Source organism: Streptomyces paradoxus, from assembly GCF_014202475.1.
Classification (GTDB): domain Bacteria; phylum Actinomycetota; class Actinomycetes; order Streptomycetales; family Streptomycetaceae; genus Streptomyces; species Streptomyces paradoxus.
In genome coordinates this window covers 475,892-496,947 of sequence record NZ_JACHGV010000005.1, presented here as the reverse complement: position 1 = coordinate 496,947, position 21,056 = coordinate 475,892, and the positions used below count along the sequence as shown (strand labels likewise).

The window sequence follows — 21,056 nt, the reverse complement described above, 5'->3', positions numbered from 1 at the left end:
GGCTACTCGGTGGCGATCGCGTTCAGGACGTTCATCCGGCCTGCCCGGAACGCCGGGATCAGGGCGGCGAACAGGCCCACGAACGCCGAGCCGATGAAGACGCCGATGATCGTCGGCCAGGGGATGTCCAGGACCCCGAGGCCCTCCAGGGCGAGCAGTTGCTGTGCCGTGGCGCCCCAGCCCATGCCCAGTCCGAGACCCAGCAGGGCACCGAAGAGGGCGATGACGACCGACTCCATGCGGATCATGCGGCGCAGCTGGCGGCGCGAGAGGCCGATGGCCCGCATCAGGCCGATCTCCCGGGTGCGCTCCACCACCGACAGGGCCAGGGTGTTCACGACGCCCAGGATGGCGACGATGATCGCCAGGGCCAACAGGCCGTAGATCATGTTGAGCAGCTGGCCGATCTGGTCCTTCAGGGCGTCCTTGTAGTCGGTCTGGTCGCGCACGATGTACTGCGGGTAGTCGTGCAGCGCCGACTTCAGGGACTTGTAGGCGGCGTCCTGCTGCCCCTCCTTGGCGCTGGCGAAGACCAGCGCGTCCAGCGGCATCTTGTCGGCCGGGACGTACTTGGCCACCGTCGAGATGGAGGTGTACATCGCTCCCGCGTCGATCACGACGTCGCTGCTGGTGATCGCCCGGACCGTCAGGTCGGCCGCGGAACCGTCCTTGAAGGCGACCTTGATCTTGGACCCGAGGCTGATGCCGTGGTCCTCGGCGAACTTCTCGTGGACCGACATCGAGTCGGGCTTGTAGGCGTCGGGGAGCTTGCCGGCGACCGTCTCGGTGCGCAGGTCCGTCGCGTACGACGGGTCGGCCGCCGTGATCGCCGTGTCCTTGAGCGTCTTGCCGTCCGGGGTGGTGAAGTCGGCCTGGGTCAACTTGTACTCGGTGACGCGCTCGACGTGCGGCGCCGACTTGGCGGCCTTGACGGCCTGCGGGGTGATCAGCTGGCCGCGGTCGGACTGGATGATGAAGTCCGTGCCGACGGTCTTGTCGAGCTGGTCGGTGGCGGACGCCACCATGGAGGAGCCGACCACGGACAGGCACGCCACCAGGGCCAGGCCGATCATGAGGGCGGCGCCCGTCGCACCGGTGCGGCGCGGGTTGCGCAGGGCGTTGCGCTCGGCCATGCGGCCGACGGGGCCGAACATGCGCAGCAGCACTGCGCCCAGGACGCGGACCACGGCGCCGGCGAGCAGCGGGCCGATGACGACGAAGCCGATCAGCGACAGCACGATGCCGAGGCCGAGCCACAGGGAGCCGTCCTTGGCCTTGTCGGCCGCCGACGCCAGGTAGAGGGCGAAGCCGCCGGTCCCGGTGAGGACCGTGCCGATCGCGGCGCGGATCCAGCCGGCCTTGGCGTCCGCGGGGGCTCCCGCGTCGCGCAGGGCGGCCATCGGGGAGATCTTGCCGGCGCGCCGGGCGGGCAGGTAGGCGGCCAGCACGGTGACGATCACACCGAGGACGAGGCCGACCACCGGAGTCGTCCAGGCCACCGTGAGGTCGTCGGTGGACAGTTCCATGCCCACCGTGCCCATGACCTTCATCAGGCCCACGGCGAGGCCGACGCCCGCGCCGACGCCGAGCACCGAGCCGACGACACCGAGCAGCAGCGCCTCGGCCAGCACCGAGCGGTTGACCTGCTTGCGGGAGGAGCCGATGGCGCGCATCAGGCCGATCTCCCGGGTCCGCTGGGCGACCAGCATGGAGAAGGTGTTGATGATCAGGAAGATGCCGACCAGGAAGGCGATCCCGGCGAAGCCGAGCATCGCGTACTTCATGACGTTCATGAAGCCCTCGACGTCCTTCTGGTTGGCGTCGGCGGTCTCCTTGGCCGTCTTCACCTGGTAGCCACCGCCGAGTTCGGCCGTGACGTTGTTCTTCAGCTGTGCGTCGCTGACACCGGCGGCCGCGGTGACGTTGACGTTGGTGTAGACGTCGCTCTCGCCGACCAGGGTCTGCTGGGCGGTCTTCGTGTCGACGTAGAAGATCGCGGCGCCGGGGTTGGTGACGGTGAAGTCGGCGATGCCGGAGATCTTCGCGGTGTGGGTGCCGATGGCGCTGATGACGCCGATCTCGTCGCCGAGCTTCAGGTCGTGCTTGTCGGCGGTGTCGGCGTCGACCATGATCTGGTCGGCGCCCTTGGGAGCCGCACCGGAGGTGATCTTCATGGTGCGGGCCTCGTTGGCGTTCCAGCTGCCGACGATGGTCGGGGCGCCGCTGGAGGGCGACAGGTTGTCCTTGTCGGCGTCGACGACCGTCACCGAGGTGGAGAACACCGCGCCCTCGGCGGACTTCACGCCCTGGGCCTTGCGGACCTCGCCCAGCACGGAGGCCGGCATGACCGGCGGCTTGCCGTTGTCCGCGGTCGTCTCACCGCTGTCGGAGGCGCCCTTGGCGCTCACCGTCACATCGGAGGAGGTGGCGGCGAAGAGCTTGTCGAACGTGGTCGACATGGTGTCCGTGAAGACGAGCGTGCCGCAGACGAAGGCGACCGACAGCAGGACGGCGACCGCGGAGAGCGCCATCCGCCCCTTGTGCGCGAGGAAGTTGCGCATCGAGGTCTTCATGACGGTCATGACGTGCGCCCCCGGGCGTCGAAGTCCTTCATGCGGTCGAGGACGGCCTCCGCGGTCGGCTTGAACATCTCGTCGACGATGCGGCCGTCGGCGAGGTACAGCACCCGGTCCGCGTAACTGGCGGCCACCGGGTCGTGAGTGACCATCACGATGGTCTGGCCCAGCTCGTCGACCGACCGGCGCAGGAAGCCGAGGACCTCGGCGCCGGCGCGGGAGTCGAGGTTTCCGGTCGGCTCGTCCCCGAAGATGATCTCGGGCCGGGCGGCGAGCGCCCGCGCCACGGCGACGCGCTGCTGCTGGCCGCCGGAGAGCTGGGTGGGCCGGTGCTTGAGCCGGTCGGCGAGCCCGACGGTCTCCACGACCCGCGTCAGCCACTCCTTGTCCGGCTTGCGGCCCGCGATGTCCATCGGCAGGGTGATGTTCTCGATCGCGTTCAGCGTCGGCAAGAGGTTGAACGCCTGGAAGATGAACCCGATCCGGTCCCGGCGCAGCCGCGTGAGCTTCTTGTCCTTCAGACCGGTGATCTCGGTCTCGTCGAGGTAGATCTGGCCGCCCGTCACGGTGTCGAGCCCGGCGAGGCAGTGCATGAGCGTGGACTTGCCGGACCCCGAGGGGCCCATGATCGCGGTGAACTGGCCGCGTGCGATGTCCACGTCGACGTGGTCGAGGGCGACGACGCGGGTCTCACCGGATCCGTACGCCTTCACGACCTGCCGCGCCCGCGCGGCAACGGCCGTTCGCCCTCCAGTACCCCCGTGCCTGGGAATGGTCACAGCCGAAGTCACGGTATGTCTCCTATATCGGTCAGCAAATGGTGAAGGCGGTCGCCTGGTCGGCAGCCGTCGTGCGCGGTGCCGGACCAGGAACCGGTCCGACGCGTTTCAGTCTCGCGGCGGGGAGGGGTCCCGCGCCCTGGTGCTCAGCGCAGTCTTGTGCTGTGGAAAACCCCACCCCCGCCGGTGTGCCAACCGCCCCCCGGCGGCGTAAAGCCAGGTTAAGGAAGGCCCGCTCCCCGTCTCGTCCTCCGCCGGTACCAACCCTCCCCAGGTCGTAGTACGGAGGTACCCCTAGGGGCAGTCCACCGAAGGGTGGAGGCCGTCTCAGGGTCGGCTCCACCCGTCGGTCCACTCAGGCTCCACCCTCCCGCTGCGTGAGGGTCAAGTGGGAAGCTGTCCGCGGCAGGTAGGTGCAAGGGGCAGGCATCAGCGACGGGACATGTGGCGAGGGCGGGGCCGGGGCGAGGGGGAGGACCGGGAGTGGGCGGCACCAGTTCAGCGGAGCGTGAGACCGCGCGTCCCGCCACGGCCGGCCGGCGTGGAGCCGTCGTCGCGGCGCTCATGCTCTCGATGGCGCTGGCGGCGCTCGACGCGACCATCGTCTCGACCGCCGTCCCGCAGATCGTCGGGGACCTGGGCGGTTTCTCCGTCTTCTCCTGGCTGTTCTCCGGCTATCTGCTGGCCGTGACCGTCACCCTGCCCGTGTACGGCAAGCTGTCCGACACCTTCGGCCGCAAACCGGTCCTCATAGCGGGGTCGGTGGTCTTCCTGCTCGGCTCGCTGCTGTGCGCGCTGGCCTGGAACATGGGGGCGCTCATCGCCTTCCGTGTCGTGCAGGGCCTGGGCGGCGGCGCGCTGCAGGGCACGGTGCAGACACTCGCCGCCGACCTGTATCCGCTGAAGGACCGCCCGAAGATCCAGTCGAAGCTGTCGACGGTGTGGGCGGTGTCGGCGGTCGCCGGCCCCGGTCTCGGCGGGGTGCTCGCCGCCTATGCGGACTGGCGGTGGATCTTCCTGATCAACCTGCCGATCGGTGCGGTGGCGCTGTGGCTGATCGTGCGTCACCTCCACGAGCCGGAGCGGGAGGCCACCGCGCACGCACGCGTGGACTGGGCGGGGGCGCTCGCGGTGTTCGCCTGCGGCGGCGTACTGCTCACGGCCCTGGTGCAGGGCGGGGTGGCGTGGCCGTGGCTCTCGGCGCCCTCACTGGCCCTGTTCGGTGCGGGACTCGCCCTGGTCGCGGTCGTGGTGCTGGTGGAACGCCGGGCGGCCGAGCCGGTCATCCCGGGCTGGGTGTGGCGGCGCCGTGCGATCGCCGCGGTCAATCTGGCCCTGGGCGCGCTGGGCCTGCTGATGGTCGCGCCGTCGGTCTTCCTGCCCACGTACGCCCAGTCGGTGCTGGGTCTCGCGCCCGTGGCCGCCGGATTCGTCCTGTCCGTCTGGACGTTGAGCTGGCCGGTGTCGGCGGCGCTGAGCCAGCACGTGTACCGCAGGATCGGCTTCCGCAACACGGCGATGCTGGGCATCGGCACGGCCGCGCTGATCCTGTTCGCGTTCCCTTTCCTGCCCTATCCCGGGCAGGCGTGGCAGCCCGCGCTGCTGATGCTGCTGCTCGGCGCCGCGCTGGGCCTGTTCCAGCTGCCGCTCATCGTCGGTGTGCAGTCGACGGTGGGATGGGCGGAGCGCGGTACGACGACCGCGTCCGTGCTGTTCTGCCGCCAGACCGGCCAGACGATCGGCGCGGCGGTGTTCGGCGCGGTCGCCAACGGGGTGCTGGCCGCCAGGCTCGGCGGTGCGGGCGACCTCGACTCGGTGACGCGGGCACTCGACTCGGGCAGCGCGCCGGAGGCGACCCGGCGGGCGATCGCCGACGCGGTGCACGCGGTCTACCTCGGCGCGGCGTGCGCGGCGGCCCTGGCGTTCCTGGTGCTGCTGTTCCTCGCGCCCCGGAAATTCCCGGTGCTGAAGGACTGAGCGTCCCTATCCTCACTCGCATGGTGACCTTGGAACCCCTGCGGGCGGATCACGCGGAAGCACTGCTGGCGTTCGAGCGGGAGAACCGGGCGTACTTCGCCCGCACGGTGCCGGACCGCGGGGACGCCTTCTTCACGGCGGAGGGGTTCGCCGCACGCCTTCAGGCGCTCCTCGACGAGCAGCACGCGCGCGTGTGCCGCTTCCATGTGGTCCTCGGGGAGGACGGTGAGCTGATCGGCCGGATCAACCTGATGGACCTGGTGGACGGCAGCGCCGAACTCGGTTACCGCGTCGGCGAACAGGCCGCCGGCCGGGGCGTGGCGACGGCGGCCGTCGCGCAGGTGTGCCGGCTGGCGGCAGCCGACTACGGCCTGACGTCCCTCACCGCGCGAACGACCCTCGGCAACCCGGCTTCCATGAGGGTCCTGACCCGCAACGGCTTCACGTGGGTGGAGAACACGACGGTGGACGGCAGCCCGGGGGTCCGCTACGAGCGACGGCACCTCGACGCCGCCCCCGACAGCCCCCAGGTCGTGTCCGCAAGGTCAGGGCAGCCAGAGCTGTAGAACGGCGATGGGGACCAGGGCCTGGTTGCGGCGGGCGAGTGTCGTAGCGGGCAGCGTCAACTTCACCGTCCTCGCGGGCAGTTCGGTCCCGCGCCGGACCGACCGGCGGCCGGCCTTCCGGGCGACGGCCGACGATCACGCCGAAGTGCCCGCGTCCGTGGCGCTGATCCACCGCGGCTGACACGCCGGGGATCCCCGAAAAGCGGGGTTAACGCGGGTAACACACGAGGTCAAAAAGGTAAGCGCATACCGACCGATCAGTTTGCTGAAACCCTCGCGCTGAACCCCTACCCCGAAGTAGCGTGCGTGGCTCCCGCCCCCCACCTCCCTGCGGCCCGCCGCACCGGATCCCACCCTCGCAAGGAGTACCGGGATGTCCTACGACCCGTCCCCGTCCTACCCACCCCCGTCCTACCCGTACCGACCACCCGATCCGCCCGCGTCGTACGACCCGTACACGTACGAGACCTATCCCTGGGCACCTCGGGAGGCTCCCGAGCCGGCCGAACGGCGTCCCCAGCGCCACGCCGCGCTCGGACACCACAGCGACCTGCGGGTCCTGCGCAGCGCCTACCGCTGGCAGCGGCGCGTGGCCACGCTCACGGCGCTCGGCTACTTCGTCCTGTTCCTGATCCTGTCGGCGTTCGCGCCGTCGTTCATGACGAGCACCGTCACCGACGGCCTGCCCACCGGCCTGCTGCTCGCGCTCGTCCAGGTCCCCGTGACCTGGCTCGCGGTCGCCCTGTACGAGCAGACGGCCCGCCGCCGCGTCGACCCGATCGCGGACCGCATACGCAAGCACGCCGAGCTGGACGCGAAGCGGGAGGGAGCACGGTGACCACCGTTTTCAGCGGCAACGCCCAGGCGATGTCCCTCGTCGGCTTCTCCGCCGTCGCCACCATCACCCTGCTGCTCTGCGTGATGACGGGCCCGGACCGGGACGACCTGGACGAGTTCTACACCGGCTACAGCTCCCTGTCCCCCATGCGCAACGGCCTGGCGATCGCCGGGGACTACATCTCCGCCGCGACCGTCCTCGGCACCGGCGGGGTCATCGCCCTGTTCGGCTACGACGGGATCGTGCTGGCGCTGAGTACGGCCCTGTCACTGATGCTGCTGATGTTCCTGCTGGCCGAACCGCTGCGCAACGCGGGCCGCTTCACCATGGGCGACGCACTGACGCGCCGGATGCCGGGACGCGCTGTCCGTATCGCCGCCTGCGCGGTGACCCTGGCGGCACTGGTACCGCTGATGCTCGTCCAGCTGGCGGGCACCGGGCAGCTGATGGCGTTCATCCTCGGCTTCTCCGGCGAGTCGCTGCAGACGGGCTGCATCATCGGCGTGGGCGCGCTGATGATCAGCTACGCGGCGATCGGCGGGATGAAGGGCACCGCCCTCATCCAGATCCTGAAGATCGTGTTGCTGCTCGGCTCCGGCATGGTGGTCGCGCTGCTGATCCTCAACCGGTTCGACTGGGACCCGGGCGCCCTGTTCGACGCGGCCGCACAGAACAGCGGTGTCGGCTCGGCGTTCCTCTCCTCGGGCCTGCAGTTCGCGGGCGGCCCCAGCCCCGACCTGGACATGATCACCGCACAGCTGACGGTGGTCCTCGGCGGTGGCGTCCTGCCGCACGTCACCATGCGCATGTACACGGCCTCCAGTGCCCGGCAGGTGCGGCGCTCGATGTCCTGGGCGGTGTCGGGCGTGGCCCTGTTCGTGCTGGTCATCACGGTCGTCGGCTTCGGCGCGACCGCGCTGATCGGACGGAAGCTGATCGCGCAGGTCGACCCGCAGGGCAACACGGCGTATCTGCTGGGATCGCAGGCGGCGTTCGGGCGGGACGTGTCGTCGGCGGAGACGTTCCTGTTCACGACCGTCACCACGGCGGTCTTCCTCACGCTGCTCGCCTCCGTCGCCGGCATGATCCTGGCCTGCGCCAACTCCCTCGCGCACGACGTGTTCGCGGCCCGGGTGCAGGAGATGTCGCCGCGGCGCGAGATGACCGTGGCACGGCTGTCGGCCCTGGCCGTGGGCATCCCCGCGATCCTCCTGGCCACCCAGGTCCAGCACCGCAGCCTGCAACCGCTGGTCACGCTGTCCTTCTGCCTGGGCGCCTCGGCCATCGCACCCGCGCTGGTCTACAGCCTCTTCTGGCGCCGCTACACGCGAACGGGCCTGCTCAGCACCCTCATCGGAGGCTCCCTGGCCGTCCTGGTGCTGATGCCGGGCACCAACCTGGTCTCCGGCTCACCCGTCTCGGCCTTCCCCGAAGCCGACTTCAACTGGTTCCCGTTCACCACGACGGGCCTGCTCTCGATACCCCTGGGCTTCGCCTGCGGCTGGCTGGGCACGATCGCCTCCGGCCGCCGGAAGTCGGAGGAGCAGCGCCACCAGTACGAGGCCGTGGAGGGCTGGATCCTGGCGGGCGCGGTCCGCAGGGACAACTGACGCGGAACCGCGGGCACCGGTCGGCGTGGTCAGAGTGATCGGCGGCGCGGACCGCCCGTCGCCGCCAACAGGGTGACGCCCGCGGCCTGCCGCCGGTACGAGTGCCGCCCGTGTCCGTTACACGTGACAGGGGCGGCACCAGCGGGCACCCGCCGACGCTGTCACTCCGCCGTCGACTGTCCCGCCCACGCCGTCAGGCTGGTGTGGACGCGGGCGATGTGGGCGAGGGCGTCGTCCCGCTGCTCGGCGTGCACGCGCAGGAGCCGGCCCGTCTCCGCCTCCACGGCCTCCGCGTGCTCCCGGGCCCGGGCGACCAGTTCCGCGGCATGCGCTTGGGCCTCTTCCTCCAGGTCGCGGGCGGAGTCCCCGGCGTCGGCGAAGGCCTGCTCGGCCTCGGCCAGCACGGCCTCGGCGCGCGTCACCGCCTCGTCGTGGTGGGCGTCGGACGCCGCCTCGCGGGCGGCCTCCTCACGCTCCGTCTCCGCCCACCGCTCGCCGCGTTCCCTCTCCTGCTCGGCCAGCATCCCGGAGGTGCGCTGCCGCATCTCCCGCAAAGCGGCCACTGCCTCGCCCCGAAGCTCCCCCTCCTCACGCCGTGCCGCGCCCAGGATCTCGTCGGCCTCGGCGTGCGCGGCGAGCAGCCGCTGCCGGGCACGTTCGTCGGCGTCGGCGCGTACGGCCTCGGCATGCGCCCGTGCGGACTCGCGCACGCCTGCCGCGGACGCCCGCGCCCCGTCCACCAGTTGGCGCGCCTCGTCCCGCGCCCCCTCCCGGACGGCCGCGGCCTCCTGCTCGCCGAGTTCGAAGAGGCGCCGCGCCCGGTCGCCGAGCGTCTCGTAGTTCTGCGGGGCCAGCCGGGCCACGGCCTCGCGCAGCCGCGCCAGTTCTTCGTCCATGCGCCGGGCGAGCACCGTCAGGCGGGCGGCTCTCTCCCAGGCCGCGTCCCGGTCCGCGGAGAGGGCCTCGGCGTACTCGTCGACCTGCTCGGGACGGTAGCCGCGCCCCCGCACGGCCGTGAAGCCGTGCGGTGACACCGTCGCGCCGCTCATCCGGACCCCTCTCCACCACACCGATGTGAAGTCGCGCCAGAAATGGGATGATTCAGCGCACATCTTGGTGGATCAGACGGAAGTGTTCATAACGCGACACTCCGCTCAGGGGTCAGGGCCTCGTGGCCGGACCGGCGGCCGCCTCAGCCCCAGTTGGTGCCCGCGGGCTCCTGGATGGTCGTGTTGATGCGGTTGAACATGTTGGTGACCGAGACGGTGAGGATCAGCGCGGAGAGTTCCTTCTCGTCGAAGTGGTCGGCCACCTCGTCCCACAGCGCGTCCGGCACCGACTCCCCCGAGAGGTCGGAAAGCCGTGTCATCGCCTCCGTCAGCTTCAGGGCCGCGCGCTCGGCGTCCGAGAAGAAGGGCGCGTGCCGCCAGGCGGCGACGGCCGCGATGCGCTCCTCGCTCACCCCGGCCTTGCGGAGGTTGGCGACGTGCCCGTGCACGCAGGCACCGCAGCCGTTGATCTGGCTGGCGCGCAGCCCGGCCATCTCCGCCACGTCCTGCGCCAGACCGCCCTCCCCGATCGCCTGGAAGAGGGTGCCGATGCCCTTCATCGCGCCGGAAAGGACGTACGCCGGGTTCGTCATCCGTGCCTGCATGATCTCTGCCTCCTGTGTCGGCGGTGCGTCGCTGTCACTGCACTGACGGAGCGGCGGAGGAAGGTGTGACAGCCCGAGCGAAGAATTTTTCGGCGCGGGCATGAGAAAGCCGGGCCCGGTCGCACGAGCGACCGAACCCGGCTCCTTCGGAACACGTCAGCGGCGACGGCTCACAGCAGTCCGTCCCACATCTCCTCCAGCAGCACCGACCACCAGCTCTCCGGCGAGCCCAGCGCCGCCGGATCGAGCGCGGCCAGCTGGGCCTGGAAGTCGACGGTCCAGCGTCCCGCCTGCTCCTGGTTCAGCCCGAACCGCAGCCGCCACATCCGCCCGAGCAGCGCCAGGCAGCGGGCGAACTCCGGCAGCCCGGTGTTCACGAACTGCGGCGGTACGGGCGCCCCGCCCGGCCCGGCCTCCACCGGCACGGCGACGATGTTCGCCGTGCCGTACTGCACGCAGATCGCCTTGCCGAAGTCGCTGCCCATCACCAGGTAGGAACCAGCGTCCGCGGCCGGCTGCACACCGCGCTCGGCCGCCAGCTCCGCCAGCGTCGGAACGGGCCGCCCCGGCTGGGCCTGCGCCCAGAAGAACGGGCCCATGTCCATCGGCAGTCCGGCCGCCACCAGCGTGTGCGCCACCACCGGGGGCACACCCTGCCGCGACACGGCGGCCTGCTCGAACCGGAACACCCCCGGCCCGAACGCGGCCCCCAGCTCCTGCCCGATGGCCTCCGGCGGGATCGGCGGCGCCGGCTGCACCGGCGGCAGCGGCGCACGCACCGGAGCCGGCCGCGCCGGGCCGTCCGCCACCTGGTGCAACTCGCCCTGGTGGGCCAGCAGCTGCTGCATGCCCTGCTGCCGGCTCGCGTGGTCGGTGCCGTACGGGGCGATGCTCGTGATGCGGGCCTGCGGCCACTGCTCCCGGATCATCCGCGCGCAGTACGCGCCCGGCAGCTCGCACGACTCCAGCTCGGTGTGCAGCTCCAGCACCTGGTCCGGGGGCACGTTCATGGCCCGCAGCTCGTGGAAGATCTGCCACTCCGGGTGCGGCATGCCCGGCGCCGAACGCCGGATCAGCTGCTGCTCGGAACCGTCCTGCGCGCGGTAGCGCAGCACGGCCTGGTAGCCGGGGCCGACGGTCGGCTGCCCGGTGGGCTGCTGCGGATAGCCGTACGCCGGCGGCTGCCCGGGAGCGGGCTGGCCGGGCGGCGGCATCGCACCCGGCGGGATCGCACCGGGCGGCATACCCGGAGGCACCGCACCCGGCGCCCCGCCGTGCGGCACGGGCGGCGGCCCACCAGGCACGCCAGGCGCGCCCGGAGCTCCGGGCGCTCCCGGGGCAGCGGGAGGCGCGCCGGGGGCCTGCGGCGGCGGAGGCACGCCGGGGCCGCCCGCCGGAGGCGTGGCCAGCATGGTCTCCGCGTGATGCACGGGACCCGGGCCGCCAGGAACACCCGGGGCACCAGGAGCCCCCGGGGCGCCGGGCGGCTGCGGCGCACCAGGCGGGTTCGGAGCACCGGGCGGATGGGGAGCACCGGGCGCTCCCGGAGGCCCCGGCGGCTGCGGAGGCTGAGGCGCGCCCGGGCCCATCCGGCCGGGGTCGGCGAACATCGTGGCGGCATGGTGGACACCCCCAGGAGGCGTACCACCAGGGGCACCGGGCGGCTGCGGCGCACCGGGGGGACCAGGCGGCTGCGGCGCACCCGGACCCTGCGGAGACCCGGCCCCCGCGGAATTCCCCGGGCCACCGGGCGCACCGGGCCCTCCGGAGCCGGGCCCTCCCGGAGCACCAGGCCCGTCAGGACCGAGCGCCGACACCAGCTGCGTGGGCACATAACCGCCCGCCGGAGTCCCCGGAGCCCCGGGCCCCGACGGCGGGGGCGTACTGCCCGGCCGTGCACCCGGCACACCCGGCGCACCCGGAGCACCCGGTGGAGGCGGTGTGGCCGGACCCGCGCTCCGCCCACGGCCCGGCGGCGGAGCCGCCTTGCTGGTCGCGGCGTCGGCGATGTCCCCGGCGTTGGGCGCGAGCGGCCGCTCCGGCGCACCCGGACCGGCAGGCGGCTGCGGCGCACCACCCACGGGACCGGCAGGACCGGCCGGGCCGGCGGGACCTGCAGCCCCGCCACCCGCCCCCTGCGGATAGCCGTACGGCTGCCCACCCGGCACAGGCGGAGGCGTACTGCCCTGCGGCACCCCGCCGGGCGGCGTCCCCGGCACACCGGGCGCGGTGGCCGGACCCGAGGGGTAGCCGTACCCCGGCCCGCCCGCGGGGCCGGAGCCCGGGGCGCTCGGACCGTCCACCGCCGGCGTCACCGCGGTCGGCGGAAGCTGACTGCCGCCCGACATCAGGGCCGTATGGGCATCGGGTGTCGTCGACGGCGGCGGCGTGGCACCGTCGGTCTCGCTCAGCGGCGGCGCGAAGACCGTCGCCGGCAGCGGTACCGAACGGTCGTCACCGGCATCGCCGTTGGTGTCCGTACCGGCCCACGGCGTCGCCCCGTCGGGCACACCCGGCGCGGCGGAAGCACCCGGACCGGTGGCCGAGGCCTCGCCCTCCTCCGGGTCACTCCCCCCGGCGGCCGGCCACGCCGTACCACTCCCCGGCGCGACGGGCGCCCCCTGGGCGGGAGTCGCCGCGCCCGCAGCCGAGGCACCGGAAGCGGCACCGGAAGCCGCCCCACCGGCAGACACCGGACCATCGGCAGCAACCGCAGGACCCGAAGGGGCCGCAGAAGCCGAAGAGGCCGCAGGAGCCGAACCCGTCTCACCGGACCCCGCACCCCGCCGATCCGGAATCCCCAGCTTGTCCGCCGCATCCTGCAACCACTCCGGCGGAGTCAGCAGGAACGACGTCTGGTTCAGATCCACCCGCGCCGCAGGCGCAGCCGGTGCCGGCTCCTCCGCCTCGTCCGGACGGCCGTACTCCTCCTCGTACCGGCGGATCACCTCACCCACCGGCAGCCCGGGCCACAACGTCGCCTCACCGCTGTCCCGCGCGATCACCAGCCGCTGCGCACCACCGTCCGACCGCGGCCCGTCCGACCGGTCCTCGGCCCACACCACGAACCCCAGGTCGAACTCCCGCACCCGCACCTCACGATGCTGGTACGCCGGGAGATCCCCGTTGATCCACTCTTCCGCGCGCTCCTGCGCCTGCGCGAAGGTCACCATCGCCGACCTCACTCCCCCACGGCCGAGGACGACACCGCACCCACCGGCACCACACGCGCGAACCCGCCGTCCACCATCAGGTTCGCCACCGTCTCCAACTCCGGCGGATTGCCCGCCAGCCGCGACAGGAAGACATCGAAGTCGTCCCCGCACGGAAGCAGCAGCCGCTCCACCCGCTCCGCGGGCGGAACCGAGGGATCCACGTCCCGCGCGTCGTCGTACGCGCAGAACCACACGGACCCGATGCGCTCGCCCTTCACCTTCACGGCCAGCAGCCCGCCCTGGACGAAGGCGACCCCCAGATAGTCCTTGGTCAGATGGTCACGCAGACACTTGTTGACGTACACCAGGTCATTGACCGCGGCCTCGTCGCGCACCGTGAAGAACGGCTGGTCCACCAGCAGCCCCAGCGCCGCGTCCAGCGCGGCACCCACCGGCGCGCAACCGCCCGCCGCCTTCAGGAACGACCGGTACGCACCCGGCAGCCGGTAACCGAGGTCCTCCTCGACACCCTGCACCTGCGACTCCGTCACCGCCACACCCGACTTCGGCAGCCCGAAGTGCGCCGGACGCGTCTCCTGCAACGGCCGCGTCCCCCGCTTGGAGTGGTCCACACCCGACGTCGCCACACCACCGTGATGCCGCAGCAGCGCCTTCACCTCGACCGGAACCAGCTCCAGCCGCCGCGAACCCACCACGTGGTGCCACGTCCAGCCGTGCGGCGTCGCCACCGCCGGCACCGTGTCCCACAGTTCGTGCCCGGACGCCGACAACGCCGTGTTCGCCGACACGTAGTCCGTCAGCCGCAACTCGTCGACACCGAAACCCTCCGGCGGCTCCGCGATCTCCGCGGCCGCACGCGCGTAAGCCGAGAAGTCGGGGTAACCATGCTCATCGACCCGTACCCCTCTCGGGTGACGGGCCGCCCGGACCGGATCCGGGAAATGCACGACCTGCCCGGCGTAGGCCGCGTTCGGCGGCGCGGCTTGCTGCCCGAGCCGACCTGTCGTCATGGCGGTTGCCCCCTGCGGCACTCTGTACGACCCGTATTGACCACCCTTGGCGCCCTACGACCCGTATCGACTGTCACGTCTTGTTCCTCGACTGCACTGCACCTCGGCGCACTTCACCGCGCCTCACTGCAACCGCCGACCCCGCGGATCACCCTCCGGTTCACTGCATCGAACCCCGAACGGATCACCGCATCGCCCGCGGTGCCGACAGCCTATGCGGTACGACGACACCGGTCACCGGCACCGGCCGGCACCCCCTCCGCTTCCGTGACCAGCCGTCACCCCACCGTGACGGCACACCCCGCTCCGGGCGTGTCGCCGCGCCCCAGCTTCCGCACCGGCCACGGCATTTGGCAGTCTGTGCCCCCCGGGGGGATGCACGGAGGGGAAGACGATCATGAACGCCACGCAGACGGGACCACACACCGGCCGGTCCGCCGACCCACGAAACGGCGACCCCAGAGGCACAAGCCGCGACCCCGGCCCCCTGGCCGGCGACCCGCGAGCCACCGACCCCCGCGGCGGCGACCCCCGCATCGGCTGGAGCACCACCGAAACGGCCCACACCCCCGCCCTCCGGCACCGCCGCGACGGCATCCTCCCCACCGTCGCCGCCGCCCTCTCCGTCCGCGGCGCCACCCTCACCGGCACCGCCGCCCGCGGCGACACACCCCCCGCCCTGCACCCCCTCGTCCAGGACTTCCTCGACACCCTCACCAGCGCCCAACGCGACCGCTTCACCGGCCGCTGTGCCGAAACCATCCTCATCTCCCGCCACATCGCCGCCGCCGACACCGCCCGCAGCAAACGCGCCGCACGCAAACCCATGACCAACGGCGAGGCACGCAAAGCCCTCAAGCAGGCCAAACTCACCACCCGGCGCATCCGCGAGGACGGCGACCCCCTCCACGGCAGCTTCGCCACCCCCTGCCGCGCCTGCACCGCGCTCAGCGCCCACTTCGGGGTCCGCATAGTCGACCCGGCGTCCCAGAACGGCTGACGCCCACCCCCCACCCCCAGCACCACACAGCACGGCACACACACACGCGCGCCTCATGACCTCGACGAGACGAAGGGCAGATGCACACCGACCGCACCTCCACCACCCGCTTCGCCGTACCCGTCGACGCCGCCCTGCGCGCCGCCGGCTGGCAACCCGGACGCTGGGACATCAAACAAGCCGAGATCTGGGCCGACACCCTGCGCGACCACATCTCACCCGCAGGCCATCGCCACACCGTCTTCCCCGCCGCCGTCGAAGCCTGGGCCGAATTCGGCGGACTCCACATCACCCCCACCGGCCCCGGCCGCCAAGTCGCCCCCGCCACCCTCCACCTCGACCCGCTGCACGGCCTCCACATGGCCCGCACCCTCGCCGACCTCGGCCGCGCCCTCGGCACCGACGTCTGCCCCCTCGGCACCGAAACCGACAGCCAGGCACTCCTCGCCATCGACACCGACGGCCGCGCCTACACCCTCGACCACACCGGCGACTGGTACCTCGGCCCCGACATCGACCACGCCCTGGCCACCCTCATCACCGGCACCGGACCCGCCCGCCTCACCACAAACTGACCCCGGACCCCACCCCCGGACGGGCTACGACGCCGGAATCACCGCCGACACCCGGAAACCCCCCGCATCCGTCGGCCCCGACACGAACACCCCACCCAGCGCCGACACCCGCTCCTTCATCCCCACCAGCCCGTTCCCCCCGGACGGCAACCGCGCCGACGACGCCGCCTCCTCCGGCGGCTCGTTCTCCACCTGCATCGCGATCTCCGACACCCGATGCGCCAACCGCACATACGTCTTCGCCCCGGCCGCGTGCTTGTGGACGTTCGTCAACGCCTCCTGCACCACCCGGTACGCCGTCTGCTCCACCAAAGGCGCGTACGACCGCGCATCACCCTCCACCGACAACGCCACCACCATCCCCGCGGCAGCCGACTGCCCGACCAGCTCCTCGATCTCCGCCAGAGACGGCCCCTCGTCATCCGCAGCCCGCGAAGCCGCCGCAGCGGCAGCCACCCCCACCGCCACCAACGGCACCGACGCCGCACGCTCAGGACGCCCGTCCCCACCGGTGCGCAGCACCCCGAGCATCTCCCGCAACTCCGTCAGCGCCTGCCGCCCCATGTCCCCCACCAGCGCGGCATTCCGGACAGCCTTCTCCGGATCCTTCCGGGCCACCGCCTGCAGCGCCGCCGCATGCACCACCATCAGACTCACCCGATGCGCGACGACATCGTGCATCTCCCGCGCGATCCGCGTCCGCTCCTCGTTCCGGGCCCACTCGGCCCGCTCCTCCGCCCGCTCCGCGAGCAACTGAAGCTCCCGCTCCAGACTGTCCGCCCGCTCCCGCAGGCTCTCCATCAGCCGCCGCCGCGCCCCCACGTACAGCCCGAGCAGCACCGGAGGCGCCGTGAAGCCCAGCGACATCGTGATCGCCGCGAAGGGCACGAACCAGTCCCCTATGTCCAGGTCCCCCCGGGACATGTCCTGCCGCGTCTTCACGAACGTCACGATCAGCGTCCCCACCAGCGACATCCCCGCCAGCGACGCGATGATCCGCCGGGGCAGCTCCGCCGCGGCCAGCGTGTACAGGCCGACGACGCCCATCAGGAAGCCCATCTCGGCGGGCGTGATGGCGATCGACACCAGCACCACCGCGATCGGCCACCGCCGCCGCACGACCAGCACGGAACCGGCCAGCAGCCCGAACACGACCCCCGCCGCCACCGGGATCCCCGCGTCCCGGGCGAACGGGATCCCCTCCAGCCCGCACTCCAGCGCGGACACCACGGCCAGACCCACATCGAGCCCGGCGCTACGCCGCCTGGCCCACCACCAAGGCCCTCCCCGGGCCGTCACATGCTCTTCCCCCGTCGCGGTCATGCCTCCCAGCCTACGGGCGGCCACCGCCGGTTTTCCGGTGAGTTTCCCGGACTGGCCTACACCACACACCGTGACCGTTCGGCTGCGAAACCACCCGATATCCCTCGAACTGCCGAATCGCTCACCGTTCGACCCTGGAACCCATCATTCCGCCCAGACGGTATGCGTATGACACATGCATCTGGCAAGTACGCGGACTTCGAGGGCCTGCGGGAGAGGGCGGTGGCACTGCGCAGGCAGGGCCTCAGCCTCCGCCAGATCCGCGACGAACTGAAGATCTTCAACAACGACATCCTCAACCAACTGGTGAAGGGAGAACCGCCCCCGGCCTGGACGAAGCGCCCCCGGGCGAAGGACGACCTGCGGGAGAAGGCAAGGGAGCTTCGACTCCAGGGCTGGACGTACGACCAGATCGAGGTGGAGCTGGGGTGTTCGAGGAGTTCAGTGTCGCTGTGGGTTCGGGATCTGCCGAAGCCGGAGCGCAAGCGAACTCCCGAGGAGGCGTCAGTGATCGCGAGGCGTGGCTGGGAAGCCACCATGCGCCTGCGGGACGAGGAGCGACAGCAGACCAAGGCGGCGGCCAAGCAGGCCGTCGGCGCACTGTCGCCGCGCGAGCTGTTCCTCCTGGGCGTCGGCCTGTACTGGGCAGAGGGCGGCAAGGACAAGCCGTACGCCCGCCGCGAGAACGTCTGCTTCGTCAACAGCGACCCCGGCATGATCCAGGTCTTCCTGGCCTGGCTCGACCTGCTCGGAGTGGAGCGCGAGCGCCTCAAGTTCACCGTGATGATCCATGAGTCGGCCGACGTGGTGGGCGCCGAGCGGTACTGGGCCGACCTCGTCGGCGCCGATCGATCCGCCTTTAACAAAACGACGCTGAAGAGGCATAACCCGAAGGCACACCGCAAGAACGTCGGCGATTCCTATCGAGGCTGCTTGGTAGTCAAAGTCCTGAAGGGCGCCGATCTATACCGTCGCATCGAGGGCTCCTGGTACGGCATAGTGGAGTCCGCGCGCAGCCCGATCTCCTGAATCGGACATAGCGCGCACTTCATCCCGGATCGTCTAAGGGTAGGACAAACGGTTTTGGTCCGTTGAATGAGGGTTCGAATCCTTCTCCGGGAGCCCACAGAAAGCACGACCTCAGTTCGGGTCCTGACCCACAATCCATCGGTCAGGACCCGCACCCATGCCCCCACAAAAACCCCCCGGTATCCTGCGGATGTCACCCCACCCCATCCACAGCCGAAGGGCATCCCGTGAGCGCCAACCGCCCGGCAGCCGTCGTCGTTCTCGCAGCGGGTGAGGGCACCCGTATGAAGTCGGCCACACCCAAGGTCCTGCACGAGCTCTGCGGCCGCAGTCTCGTGGGGCATGTGCTGGCCGCCGCAGGCGAGCTGCAGCCCGAGCACCTGGTCGTCGTGGTCGGCCACGCCCGTGAGAAGGTCACCGCGCACCTCGGTGAGATCGCCCCCGACGTCCGTACCGCCGTACAGGCCGAGCAGAACGGCACCGGGCACGCCGTGCGGATGGGCCTGGAGGAGCTGGGCGGGTCCGTCGACGGGACCGTCGTGGTCGTGTGCGGGGACACTCCGCTGCTGACCGGTGCCACCCTGCGGGCCCTCGCCGACACCCACTCCGCCGACGGCAACGCGGTCACCGTGCTGACCGCCGAGGTGCCGGACGCGACGGGGTACGGGCGGATCGTCCGTGACGACGCCACGGGTGCCGTCACCGCCATCGTGGAGCACAAGGACGCCACCGACGTCCAGCGGTCGATCCGTGAGATCAATTCGGGTGTGTTCGCCTTCGACGGCCAGCTGCTCGCCGACGCGCTGAAGAAGGTGCGGACGGACAACAGCCAGGGCGAGGAGTACCTGACCGACGTGCTCGGGATCCTGCGCGAGGCCGGGCACCGGGTCGGGGCGTCCGTGGCCGGCGACCACCGTGAGATCGCCGGGATCAACAATCGTGTGCAGCTCTCCGAGGCCCGGCGGATTCTGAACGACCGGCTGCTGACCGAGGCGATGCTCGCCGGTGTGACGGTCATCGATCCCGCGACGACCTTCGTCGACGTCACCGTCACGTTCGAGCAGGACGCCGTCGTTCACCCGGGCACCCAGCTGCAGGGCGCGACGCACCTGGCGGAGGGCGCGGAGGTCGGGCCAAACTGCCGCCTGACCGACACGCGGGTGGGTGCGGGTGCGCGGGTCGACAACACCGTGGCCATGGGGGCCGAGGTCGGCCCGGAGGCGACGGTGGGGCCGTTCGCGTATCTGCGTCCGGGGACGCGGCTCGGCGCGAAGGGCAAGATCGGTACGTACGTCGAGACGAAGAACGCGTCGATCGGGGACGGGACGAAGGTGCCTCACCTGTCGTACGTGGGTGACGCGACGATCGGGGAGCAGTCCAACATCGGTGCCGCGAGCGTGTTCGTGAACTACGACGGGCAGGAGAAGCACCACACGACGATCGGTTCGCACTGCCGGACGGGTTCGGACAACATGTTTGTGGCGCCTGTCACGGTGGGGGACGGTGCGTACACCGCTGCCGGGTCGGTGATCACGAAGGATGTGCCGCCCGGTTCGCTGGCCGTGGCCCGTGGTCAGCAGCGGAATATCGAGGGTTGGGTGGCTCGCAAGCGTCCGGGGAGCGCGGCTGCGAAGGCGGCGGAGGCGGCTTCCCGGGAGTCGGCCGGCGAGGGCTGACCGGAAACCGATGCCCCAAACACGGCGTACGGTGATAAGTGCACAACCCGCACCCCCACCAGCTGAGACGGCCTCCGGCAAGCCGGCTGCGAGGTCTCTCGCCACCCAGCTGCGACACCTCTGAGGAGACAGTGCTGTGACCGGGATCAAGACGACCGGCGAGAAGAAGTTGATGTTCTTCTCCGGCCGCGCCCACCCCGAGCTTGCGGAGGAGGTCGCCCAACAGCTGGGTGTCGGGGTCGTCCCGACGAAGGCCTTCGACTTCGCCAACGGTGAGATTTATGTGCGTTATCAGGAGTCGGCGCGTGGTGCCGACTGTTTCCTGATCCAGAGCCACACGGCTCCGATCAACAAGTGGATCATGGAGCAGTTGATCATGATCGACGCGTTGAAGCGTGCGTCGGCCCGCTCCATCACGGTCATCGTGCCGTTCTACGGTTACGCGCGGCAGGACAAGAAGCACCGTGGGCGTGAACCGATTTCGGCGCGTCTGATCGCGGACATGATGAAGACCGCGGGTGCGGACCGGATCCTGACCGTGGATCTGCACACGGACCAGATCCAGGGCTTCTTCGACGGTCCGGTGGATCACCTGTTCGCGTTGCCGCTGCTGGCGGACTACGTGGGCCGGAAGGTGGACCGGGAGAAGCTGACGGTCGTGTCGCCGGACGCGGGCCGGGTGCGGGTCGCGGACCGCTGGTGCGACCGGCTGGGTGCGCCGCTGGCGATCGTGCACAAGCGGCGTGACAAGGACGTCGCGAACCAGGTCACCGTCCACGAGGTCGTGGGTGAGGTGAAGGGTCGCGTGTGTGTCCTGGTGGACGACATGATCGACACGGGTGGGACGATCTGTGCCGCTGCGGACGCGTTGTTCGCGCACGGTGCGGAGGATGTGATCGTGACGGCGACGCACGGTGTGCTGTCGGGCCCGGCGAGCGACCGTCTGAAGAACTCGCGGGTGAGTGAGTTCGTGTTCACGAACACGCTGCCGACGCCGTCGGAGCTGAGCGGGGACCTGGACAAGATCTCGGTGCTGTCGATCGCGCCGACGATCGCGAGCGCGGTGCGTGAGGTGTTCGAGGACGGTTCGGTGACGAGCCTGTTCGACGAGCAGTAGGCACCTCTGGTGGTGCTTGCGTAGATCCTTTTGGGTGCGGCCTCCCCTTCCGAGTAGACTGCTGAAGTTGCTCGGCGAGGGAGGCCGTTCCCGTTTTGGGGATGTGGCTGTCCGTTATCGACGCGCTCTTCGTAGCAGGCCGTTCGTGGC

General features: G+C 71.1%; 17 protein-coding genes and 1 tRNA gene. 11 read left to right on the top strand and 7 right to left on the bottom strand.

The genetic code is table 11. The features are described 5' to 3' along the window. Positions 1–2: 2 nt before the first annotated feature. Positions 3–2,582 carry an ABC transporter permease gene (locus tag HNR57_RS19910; protein WP_184561348.1) on the bottom strand — a complete coding sequence of 860 codons (2,580 nt, stop codon included), beginning with the start codon at positions 2,580–2,582 and terminating at the stop codon, positions 3–5. Then, positions 2,579–3,367: an ABC transporter ATP-binding protein gene (locus HNR57_RS19905; RefSeq protein WP_033312060.1), complete on the bottom strand. Its 789-nt coding sequence runs from the start codon at positions 3,365–3,367 to the stop codon at positions 2,579–2,581. Before HNR57_RS19905 ends, HNR57_RS19910 begins: the two co-directional genes overlap by 4 nt. A gap of 471 nt (positions 3,368–3,838) precedes the next feature. Here HNR57_RS19905 and HNR57_RS19900 point away from each other — a divergent pair, with 471 nt between their 5' ends. The 5 genes from HNR57_RS19900 (at position 3,839) to HNR57_RS19880 (ending at position 8,346) form a co-directional block, all read left to right on the top strand. Next, complete coding sequence (locus HNR57_RS19900; protein ID WP_184561347.1) at positions 3,839–5,332, top strand: MFS transporter; 1,494 nt, start codon at positions 3,839–3,841, stop codon at positions 5,330–5,332. A gap of 20 nt (positions 5,333–5,352) precedes the next feature. Next, a complete protein-coding gene (locus HNR57_RS19895; protein ID WP_184561346.1) occupies positions 5,353–5,898 on the top strand; it encodes a GNAT family N-acetyltransferase in 546 nt (181 codons plus the stop codon). Between the two features lie 7 nt (positions 5,899–5,905). After that, positions 5,906–6,079, top strand: coding sequence for a hypothetical protein (locus HNR57_RS19890; RefSeq protein ID WP_184561345.1), 174 nt, complete (start codon positions 5,906–5,908; stop codon positions 6,077–6,079). A 192-nt stretch (positions 6,080–6,271) separates the two neighbouring features. Continuing rightward, positions 6,272–6,736 (top strand): DUF485 domain-containing protein, encoded by a 465-nt coding sequence (locus tag HNR57_RS19885; RefSeq protein ID WP_184561344.1) that lies wholly within the window; start codon positions 6,272–6,274, stop codon positions 6,734–6,736. Next, positions 6,733–8,346 carry a sodium/solute symporter gene (locus tag HNR57_RS19880; protein WP_184561343.1) on the top strand — a complete coding sequence of 538 codons (1,614 nt, stop codon included), beginning with the start codon at positions 6,733–6,735 and terminating at the stop codon, positions 8,344–8,346. Before HNR57_RS19885 ends, HNR57_RS19880 begins: the two co-directional genes overlap by 4 nt. 161 nt (positions 8,347–8,507) lie before the next feature. On the opposite strand, the gene HNR57_RS19875 is transcribed toward HNR57_RS19880, so the two are convergent. From HNR57_RS19875 to HNR57_RS19860, 4 genes are all read right to left on the bottom strand, one after another. Then, positions 8,508–9,395, bottom strand: coding sequence for a cellulose-binding protein (locus HNR57_RS19875; RefSeq protein ID WP_184561342.1), 888 nt, complete (start codon positions 9,393–9,395; stop codon positions 8,508–8,510). Positions 9,396–9,538: 143 nt separating this feature from the next. Beyond that, a complete protein-coding gene (locus HNR57_RS19870; RefSeq protein WP_184561341.1) occupies positions 9,539–10,000 on the bottom strand; it encodes a carboxymuconolactone decarboxylase family protein in 462 nt (153 codons plus the stop codon). A 170-nt stretch (positions 10,001–10,170) separates the two neighbouring features. After that, positions 10,171–13,173, bottom strand: coding sequence for an SUKH-4 family immunity protein (locus HNR57_RS19865; RefSeq protein ID WP_184561340.1), 3,003 nt, complete (start codon positions 13,171–13,173; stop codon positions 10,171–10,173). Positions 13,174–13,181: 8 nt separating this feature from the next. Then, positions 13,182–14,186, bottom strand: coding sequence for an SMI1/KNR4 family protein (locus HNR57_RS19860; protein ID WP_184561339.1), 1,005 nt, complete (start codon positions 14,184–14,186; stop codon positions 13,182–13,184). A gap of 397 nt (positions 14,187–14,583) precedes the next feature. Between HNR57_RS19860 and HNR57_RS19855 the strand changes: the two genes are divergently transcribed. Both HNR57_RS19855 and HNR57_RS19850 read left to right on the top strand, forming a co-directional pair. Next, positions 14,584–15,186 (top strand): YwqJ-related putative deaminase, encoded by a 603-nt coding sequence (locus HNR57_RS19855; RefSeq protein WP_184561338.1) that lies wholly within the window; start codon positions 14,584–14,586, stop codon positions 15,184–15,186. Between the two features lie 80 nt (positions 15,187–15,266). Next, positions 15,267–15,761, top strand: coding sequence for an SUKH-3 domain-containing protein (locus tag HNR57_RS19850; protein ID WP_184561337.1), 495 nt, complete (start codon positions 15,267–15,269; stop codon positions 15,759–15,761). Positions 15,762–15,785: 24 nt separating this feature from the next. Here HNR57_RS19850 and HNR57_RS19845 read toward each other — a convergent pair whose 3' ends face one another. After that, on the bottom strand, positions 15,786–17,084 hold the full coding sequence (locus tag HNR57_RS19845; RefSeq protein ID WP_184561336.1) for a sensor histidine kinase: 1,299 nt from the start codon (positions 17,082–17,084) through the stop codon (positions 15,786–15,788). A 168-nt stretch (positions 17,085–17,252) separates the two neighbouring features. Between HNR57_RS19845 and HNR57_RS19840 the strand changes: the two genes are divergently transcribed. From HNR57_RS19840 to HNR57_RS19825, 4 genes are all read left to right on the top strand, one after another. Next, on the top strand, positions 17,253–18,113 hold the full coding sequence (locus HNR57_RS19840) for a hypothetical protein (protein WP_184561335.1): 861 nt from the start codon (positions 17,253–17,255) through the stop codon (positions 18,111–18,113). Positions 18,114–18,135: 22 nt separating this feature from the next. Next, a tRNA-Gln gene (locus HNR57_RS19835) sits at positions 18,136–18,206 on the top strand. Between the two features lie 134 nt (positions 18,207–18,340). Beyond that, positions 18,341–19,789, top strand: coding sequence for a bifunctional UDP-N-acetylglucosamine diphosphorylase/glucosamine-1-phosphate N-acetyltransferase GlmU (glmU, locus tag HNR57_RS19830; RefSeq protein ID WP_184561334.1), 1,449 nt, complete (start codon positions 18,341–18,343; stop codon positions 19,787–19,789). Between the two features lie 136 nt (positions 19,790–19,925). Next, a complete protein-coding gene (locus HNR57_RS19825; RefSeq protein ID WP_184561333.1) occupies positions 19,926–20,906 on the top strand; it encodes a ribose-phosphate diphosphokinase in 981 nt (326 codons plus the stop codon). The last annotated feature ends 150 nt before the right edge of the window (positions 20,907–21,056 follow it).

Coding starts and splice junctions, on each gene's coding strand:
- HNR57_RS19910 (WP_184561348.1), bottom strand. CDS start 2,582: ATGACCGTCATGAAGACCTCGATGCGCAACTTCCTCGCGCACAAGGGG.
- HNR57_RS19895 (WP_184561346.1), top strand. CDS start 5,353: ATGGTGACCTTGGAACCCCTGCGGGCGGATCACGCGGAAGCACTGCTG.
- HNR57_RS19890 (WP_184561345.1), top strand. CDS start 5,906: ATGGGGACCAGGGCCTGGTTGCGGCGGGCGAGTGTCGTAGCGGGCAGC.
- HNR57_RS19885 (WP_184561344.1), top strand. CDS start 6,272: ATGTCCTACGACCCGTCCCCGTCCTACCCACCCCCGTCCTACCCGTAC.
- HNR57_RS19875 (WP_184561342.1), bottom strand. CDS start 9,395: ATGAGCGGCGCGACGGTGTCACCGCACGGCTTCACGGCCGTGCGGGGG.
- HNR57_RS19870 (WP_184561341.1), bottom strand. CDS start 10,000: ATGCAGGCACGGATGACGAACCCGGCGTACGTCCTTTCCGGCGCGATG.
- HNR57_RS19865 (WP_184561340.1), bottom strand. CDS start 13,173: ATGGTGACCTTCGCGCAGGCGCAGGAGCGCGCGGAAGAGTGGATCAAC.
- HNR57_RS19860 (WP_184561339.1), bottom strand. CDS start 14,186: ATGACGACAGGTCGGCTCGGGCAGCAAGCCGCGCCGCCGAACGCGGCC.
- HNR57_RS19855 (WP_184561338.1), top strand. CDS start 14,584: ATGAACGCCACGCAGACGGGACCACACACCGGCCGGTCCGCCGACCCA.
- HNR57_RS19850 (WP_184561337.1), top strand. CDS start 15,267: ATGCACACCGACCGCACCTCCACCACCCGCTTCGCCGTACCCGTCGAC.
- HNR57_RS19845 (WP_184561336.1), bottom strand. CDS start 17,084: ATGACCGCGACGGGGGAAGAGCATGTGACGGCCCGGGGAGGGCCTTGG.
- HNR57_RS19840 (WP_184561335.1), top strand. CDS start 17,253: ATGACACATGCATCTGGCAAGTACGCGGACTTCGAGGGCCTGCGGGAG.